This is a genomic window from Niallia sp. HCP3S3_B10, assembly GCF_052064465.1.
Lineage (GTDB): Bacteria > Bacillota > Bacilli > Bacillales > Cytobacillaceae > Niallia > Niallia hominis.
Window position 1 is genome coordinate 137,777 of the sequence record NZ_JBQHVO010000003.1, and the last position, 6,424, is coordinate 144,200.

Consider the following 6,424-nt stretch of genomic DNA (forward strand, 5'->3'; position numbering starts at 1 on the left):
TATTCCACTCCTATTCCATAATATTTTCTAAGCCATAGATCAGTACATTAATTTTTAATACCTCTTCTACTGCAAATTTAACGCCTGACATAAATGATGTACGATTATAGGAATCATGTCTAATTGTTAAGGATTCTCCTTCTGCTCCGAACATTACTTGTTGATGAGCAATTAAACCTGGTAACCTAGTAGAATGGATGCGCATACCATCAAAGTCAGCTCCTCTAGCTCCTTGTATTGTTTCCTTCTCATCTGGATGTCCCTGTTTTTTACTTTCTCGTACTTCAGCAATAAGTTCTGCTGTTTTCACTGCTGTACCTGATGGTGCATCTAGCTTTTGATCATGATGCATTTCCATAATCTCTACATCTGCAAAGTATCGTGCTGCCATTTTAGAAAATTTCATCATTAAAACAGCACCTAAAGCGAAGTTTGGAGCAATAATACAGCCGCGGTTCATTTCTTCACATAATCCTTCTAACTCTTCCAAGTTTTCCTTTGTAAAACCGGTTGTTCCAACTACTGGTCTAACGCCATAGCTTAGAGCTGTTTTCGCATGATGCATACCAAATTCAGGTGTAGTCAAATCAATGAGTACATCTGGCTTTTCTGTTTGTAAACAAGCTTCAATATCCGTATAAATTGGGACATCATAGGAAGAAAAGCCTTCAATCTCTTTTAAGCTTTTCCCTTCATGTTTATGATCTAAAACAGCAACAAGCTCAAATTGCTCTGTTCTTCCTGTTAAATACACAGCTTCTTTTCCCATTCTACCTCTTGGGCCAGCTATTACGATTTTTACTTTATTCAATGTATAATCTCCTTACTTTTATGTATTTTCTTTAGTCTTTTCTTGTCCATCTGTCTTTATCTCGTGTATTAAATTTATGCATGACACGATCATGCGCTTCCTCCAAATCAATATTTAGAGAATTCGCTAGACAGGTTAATACAAATAGCATATCACCAATCTCGTCGGTAATTTCCTTTTCCGTCTCTGACTCTTTTTTGGGCTTCTCTCCATAGTAGTGATTTACTTCTCTTGCTAATTCTCCTAGCTCCTCGGTAAGACGAGCAAGCATTGCTAACGGACTAAAGTAGCCCTCTTTAAATTGACCAATGTATTCATCAACTTCTCTTTGTATATCTTTTACTGTTTTTTCTCGATTCAATATAGACACCTCTTACGTCAATAAGTAATCTTATCCAATTCCATGTTAGCTAATCTGCTCCATTTTTACAAACATTTTTAACGAAGATATGCTTAGATTTAACAAGTATTAAACTTTTACTCGTTTTCTGTTTGTTATTCTTTCTTGAATTTTTTCTCCTCCATTGCCCATCTGAATGTGATTCGATATAATGGATACGCTAATAGCAATGTAATTGTACATAGAGAAAGTAGGCTGAGTTGATGTTTAAAGGTATCAAAATTAAAAATGTCTTATTTATTCTATTAGGATCTGCCATTTTTTCCTTTGGAATTGTTCATTTTAATATGCAAAATAATTTGGCTGAAGGTGGTTTTACCGGTATTACCCTTCTATTATATGCATTATGGAATTGGGATCCTTCCATAACAAATCTACTGCTTAATATCCCCTTATTTCTGATTGGATGGAAGCTATTAGGGAAGAATGTATTCATTTATACTATCATCGGAACGGTAGCGGTATCGATTTTCCTTTGGTTTTTCCAGCTTCCAAGGATTCAATTAGAAATTCCTCTAACAGAGGATCTAACTTTGGCTGCATTATTTGCTGGTACATTTATCGGTGTAGGCTTAGGAATCATCTTCCGTTATGGTGGGACTACAGGTGGCGTAGATATTATTGCTAGATTAGGCTTTAAATATTATGGATGGAGTATGGGAAAGACCATGTTCGTTTTTGACTTTTGTGTCATTACCCTGTCCCTTTTGACCTACTTATCCTATAGGGAAGCAATGTATACATTAGTTGCCGTTTTTGTTGGGACCAGAGTTATTGACTTTCTTCAAGAAGGGGCATATGCCGCAAGGGGAGCAATGATTATTTCTGACTCAAATACTGAGATTGCCAATAAAATAATGCTTGAAATGGATCGTGGTGTCACGGTATTAAAAGGTCATGGTTCTTTCACAAAACAAGATCGAGAAGTACTATATTGTGTTGTAGCGAAAACAGAAATTGTTCGCTTAAAAAGTATCATCACAAGCATTGATCCACATGCTTTTGTATCCGTAAGTGTCGTGCATGATGTAATGGGAGAAGGCTTTACTTTGGATGAGTATAAACAACCACTCGAAAAATAACCAAAAAAAAATGTATTCTTTTCGCATTTCTTTTTTCAAAGGTAAATGCAAAAAGGAATACATTTTTTTATAAATTTCATACATACCTCCATTTAACGAAAAAGGTTGCTTATTTTAAAGCAGAATGAATTTCCGTAACACGTTTATCACTCGGCAATAAATAAGTTAATATTCCTAGCAGCGGCAGCAAACTACAGATAATCATAATGGCTTGTAAACTAAACGTATCTCCTATCACTCCGAAAATCACTCCACCTAGAGCCCCCATTCCAAATGCTAAACCTACAATTAACCCTGATACTAGGCCAATCATGCCGGGAAGCAGCTCTTGTGCATAAACAACAGTCACACTAAAGCTAGACTGTAATATAAATCCGATAATAAACAATAAAGGTCCAATCAGCCAAAAAGGCATATGTGGCAAAAGCAGTGCAAATGGAGCAGAACCAACTAATGAAAATAGAAGAATGGTTCTTTTACCAAAACGATCTGCTAGCGGTCCACCTAAAAAAGTTCCAATTACACCAGCAAGTAAAAATATAAAAACAAAAATTTGCGCATTTTCAATACTTAGTCCAAACTTTTCGATTAAATAAAAATGGAGAAAATTACTGATTCCAGCTCCATACCACGACCGAGCAAATACAAGAAAAATTAGTAAGCATATAGCAACAATAATTTCTTTATTTACAATAAATTCGCGTTTGGCCTGCTGTTTTTTTTGTGGGTTTCTACTATATAATTCTTTTTTATACCAATTTGACACTTGGAATAACACGATCATGCCTAAAGTTGCTAAAAGTGTAAACCAAATAGTCCCGAATTGGCCTGTACGAACAAAGATAACAGCTGTAAATACTGGTGCTAAAGACTGACCAGCATTTCCACCTACTTGATAAATGGATTGTGCAAGGCCTCTTTTGGGACCAGCCGCCATATAGGAAACTCGTGAACCTTCTGGATGAAAAATGGCGGAACCAAACCCGATAAATAATACCGATAATAAGACAAGATAAAAATTAGGAGCAAGGGAAAGCCCGAGCATCCCGATTAAGCTTGAAAACATCGCAATTGGCAATAGATATGGTGCAGGCTTTTTATCTGCAAGCACGCCAAATACTGGCTGCAAAATGGATGAAGTGATATTCAATGTAAAGGCAATCCAGCCAATTTGCGTATAATTTAACGCCATTGATTGTTGGATAACCGGAAATAAAGCAGGCACAACAGATTGCATACAATCATTTAAAAAATGCCCTAAACTTATCGCAAATAAAATCCGATAAACCGTCAACTCTTGTTGCTTTTTCCCTTGTACGTATTCAGCAGTTTGCAAATAAACCCTTCTTTCTTTAATTATTCGTTAATTCCCATTTATCCCCTTTCTCTCTCATGGGGAATATGAAGATAAAAGGGAGATCAACTGTCCGTATAGGTCCGAATGGTTTTATTAACCATCCATTTGGATAAAAGAATCCCTCCAAATGAAAGGAGGTATCACTTTAAATAAATCGCATTGTTTATTATACACCTTCGTTTGTTTCGATTCTATAATTATTTGAAAAATCAAAATTCAAATTAATCAAATAAAAAAACGATGTAAAAAGATACTTCCTTTTCACATCGTTCTATTAATTTTATTCGTCTCTTGACATACCTGTATAGATTAAAACTAAACGAATCAATTCGAGCACCGCTACTGCTGCTGCAGCCACATAAGTAAGTGCTGCTGCATCTAATACTTTCTTCGTTTCTCTCTCTTCTTCGTTTCGAATGATCCCTAATGAAACTACCTGATCCATTGCACGGTTAGATGCATTAAATTCTACTGGAAGTGTCACAAATTGGAACAATACACCGGCAGCCATTAAAATAATTCCTAACAATAACATTCCTTCAATTCTTGCAAAAATACCAATCATGATAAATATCCAAGATGCATTACTTCCAAAACTCGCAACTGGTACTAAAGCGGAACGAAAACGTAAGAATGAGTATTCTTGCTGATCTTGGATTGCATGACCGACTTCATGTGCGGCAATAGCAGCTGCAGCTACTGAATGCCCGTGATAGTTATCAGTGGACAAACGCACAACTTTAGAGCGAGGATCATAATGATCTGACAAAACACCTCTTGTTTCTTCAACAGATACATCATATAACCCATTAGAATCCAATATTCTTCTTGCTACCTCTCTACCGGACATTTGTGAGGAAGAAGCTACTTTTGAATATTTTTTATATGCGCTTTTCACCTTCATTTGTGCCCAAATAGGTATGAGAATAATTAGTATAAAATATACAAAAAACATGTTTTTCCCCCTATTTCATCATGTAGTATATTTTTATTGTAAGCAGGAAAAACTTCAAAGTCAAATTTTATCTCTCTTTTGTTTTGCTTGTCTTTTTTCTGCTTTATCTCCAAGATATTTTCGCCATCCTACATATGATAAAGTAAGAATAATGATACTTCCTGTAGAAATAATCACCCACCATAATGAAGGATCCGCCTCATCTTCATACAGCTGATTAAAAACATCCTGTAGCTCCGCTTCTAATTGACCAACTTCTTCTTGGGTCCCTTTTTGATTAAATACTTGTAAACGGTAGGTATTTAGAAACTCGACAAGAGAATTCAGTTCTTGAAATTGAGTGGTTGAAACATCTAGCTTAAGACTAGGATTAATAATTTGATAGAGCGATAAGAACGCATCTAATCTCTCATTAAATCTCTCTTTATCTTCAGAAATGATTGCATCTTTCATATCTCGATATGTTGTCATAACAGGATCTTCCATTTGTGTCCATAAGGGCTGCTCACCTGATGAAACAGCATCTACCGCCAATCGAAATTTCGTTACAGTATTAATCCGTTGATCACTATCTATCGATGGATTGGTTATAGCTTCTATCGCTTCATCATGCGCTCCAGTTAATATTCGCTGTTCATCGAGTGTAAATAGACTGCCATTTACCGTTACCGTACTAAATTGATTCGAAAAATAATCAAGAATTTTTTTAGCATCCTCATATCGTTCTGATCGTACAAGCTGTAATACTTCATCTGAAAGTGTATCTAGTTCATCTAATTCTTTAGCAGGCGTTTTTTGGTCTGCATATACAGAAAAAGAGATAGGCAAAAGTAAAATCAATATCATCAACAACATAACCAATTTAGCCTTCATTCTTGTCCCTCCTCTATCTACTATTAAAAATGTATGATGAGTTGGACAAGGTTAGACTAAAAAAATAATTCTATTGAATTTTCCATTGTAATTGCTGCCTTTTTTTATATGCATATACACCTATTAATAGACTTAGAATACTAAGCCAAAAAGTAAAGTAGCCGATATTTGCCATATATTGATCCAAGACACTATATTTAGGCATCATCTTAAACACATAGTCAATAACATCATTATGTAAAGTCCAAATTGCTACAAGTAGAATATGGATCCATTTAAAACGATAAAAAGGAATATATAACAATCCTTGAATTGCCATTGCCCCATGTGAAAAAATGAGCATCCATGAGTCTATCCCAATTGCTCCTGTTTCAACATAGACAAGAATGTTCATTACTACTGCCCATATTCCGTATTTAAATAAAGTTATTAAAGCTAGTGCTTCTATAAGCGGCCAATTCTTTTTCCATAAGAAAGCTATTAATACAAACACAAAAAAGAGACTTGCTGTCGGACTATCAGGTACGAAGAGCAGAAATTTTGTCGGTGTCTCTGCTAATTGAAACCTGTACCAATAATAGCCATAAGCCGTTCCTACTATGTTAATAATGAGTAACAGCCCTAAAAATGAACGATTGCTTAGTATCATATAAATACTTCTCACACATTTTCCCCTTTTCCATAACTGATCCTCCTATTTTATCACAGTTTAGAGGGCATAGGAAAATCTCAAGAAATTAGAGATTGAGTCAAGTTTTTGTGGGAGTTTTTTTAGCTCCCTTTTTATAAAGTAAAACTTCTAATTTTGTATCCGCTTTCTAAACATTTTCTTTCATCAAAATTTCGTTTTTTTCTTTTTTTAAAAACCTTTTAATCCCTGTAAGGCAAAGTGAATGGGTTTTCCAATCGCTTGATTTAAGTATGGCATGTTCTGACGCACGGTTTC

The 6,424-nt window shown here is 35.2% G+C and carries 7 protein-coding genes; 1 reads left to right on the plus strand and 6 read right to left on the minus strand.

Annotation, left to right across the window (positions count from 1 at the left end):
* Nucleotides 1–10 precede the first annotated feature (10 nt).
* Together dapB and ACTNDN_RS03535 are read right to left on the minus strand one after the other, a co-directional pair.
* Nucleotides 11–811 (minus strand): 4-hydroxy-tetrahydrodipicolinate reductase, encoded by an 801-nt coding sequence (gene dapB / locus ACTNDN_RS03530; RefSeq protein ID WP_031538320.1) that lies wholly within the window; start codon nt 809–811, stop codon nt 11–13.
* Nucleotides 812–842: 31 nt separating this feature from the next.
* A complete protein-coding gene (locus ACTNDN_RS03535) occupies nt 843–1,172 on the minus strand; it encodes a nucleotide pyrophosphohydrolase (protein ID WP_031538319.1) in 330 nt (109 codons plus the stop codon).
* Nucleotides 1,173–1,414: 242 nt separating this feature from the next.
* On the opposite strand from ACTNDN_RS03535, the gene ACTNDN_RS03540 reads away from it, so the two are divergent.
* Nucleotides 1,415–2,293: a YitT family protein gene (locus ACTNDN_RS03540; RefSeq protein WP_031538318.1), complete on the plus strand. Its 879-nt coding sequence runs from the start codon at nt 1,415–1,417 to the stop codon at nt 2,291–2,293.
* A gap of 109 nt (nt 2,294–2,402) precedes the next feature.
* Here the strand turns inward: ACTNDN_RS03540 and ACTNDN_RS03545 are convergent, their stop codons facing one another.
* From ACTNDN_RS03545 to ACTNDN_RS03560, 4 genes are all read right to left on the minus strand, one after another.
* Entirely contained in the window at nt 2,403–3,629 is a 1,227-nt protein-coding gene (locus ACTNDN_RS03545) for an MFS transporter (protein WP_031538317.1), read from the minus strand.
* 301 nt (nt 3,630–3,930) lie between these two features.
* Nucleotides 3,931–4,605: a zinc metallopeptidase gene (locus tag ACTNDN_RS03550; RefSeq protein WP_031538316.1), complete on the minus strand. Its 675-nt coding sequence runs from the start codon at nt 4,603–4,605 to the stop codon at nt 3,931–3,933.
* A 60-nt stretch (nt 4,606–4,665) separates the two neighbouring features.
* Nucleotides 4,666–5,478: a sporulation protein YpjB gene (ypjB, locus tag ACTNDN_RS03555; protein WP_031538315.1), complete on the minus strand. Its 813-nt coding sequence runs from the start codon at nt 5,476–5,478 to the stop codon at nt 4,666–4,668.
* Nucleotides 5,479–5,548: 70 nt separating this feature from the next.
* Complete coding sequence (locus tag ACTNDN_RS03560; RefSeq protein WP_035416534.1) at nt 5,549–6,142, minus strand: DUF1405 domain-containing protein; 594 nt, start codon at nt 6,140–6,142, stop codon at nt 5,549–5,551.
* Nucleotides 6,143–6,424 lie beyond the last annotated feature (282 nt).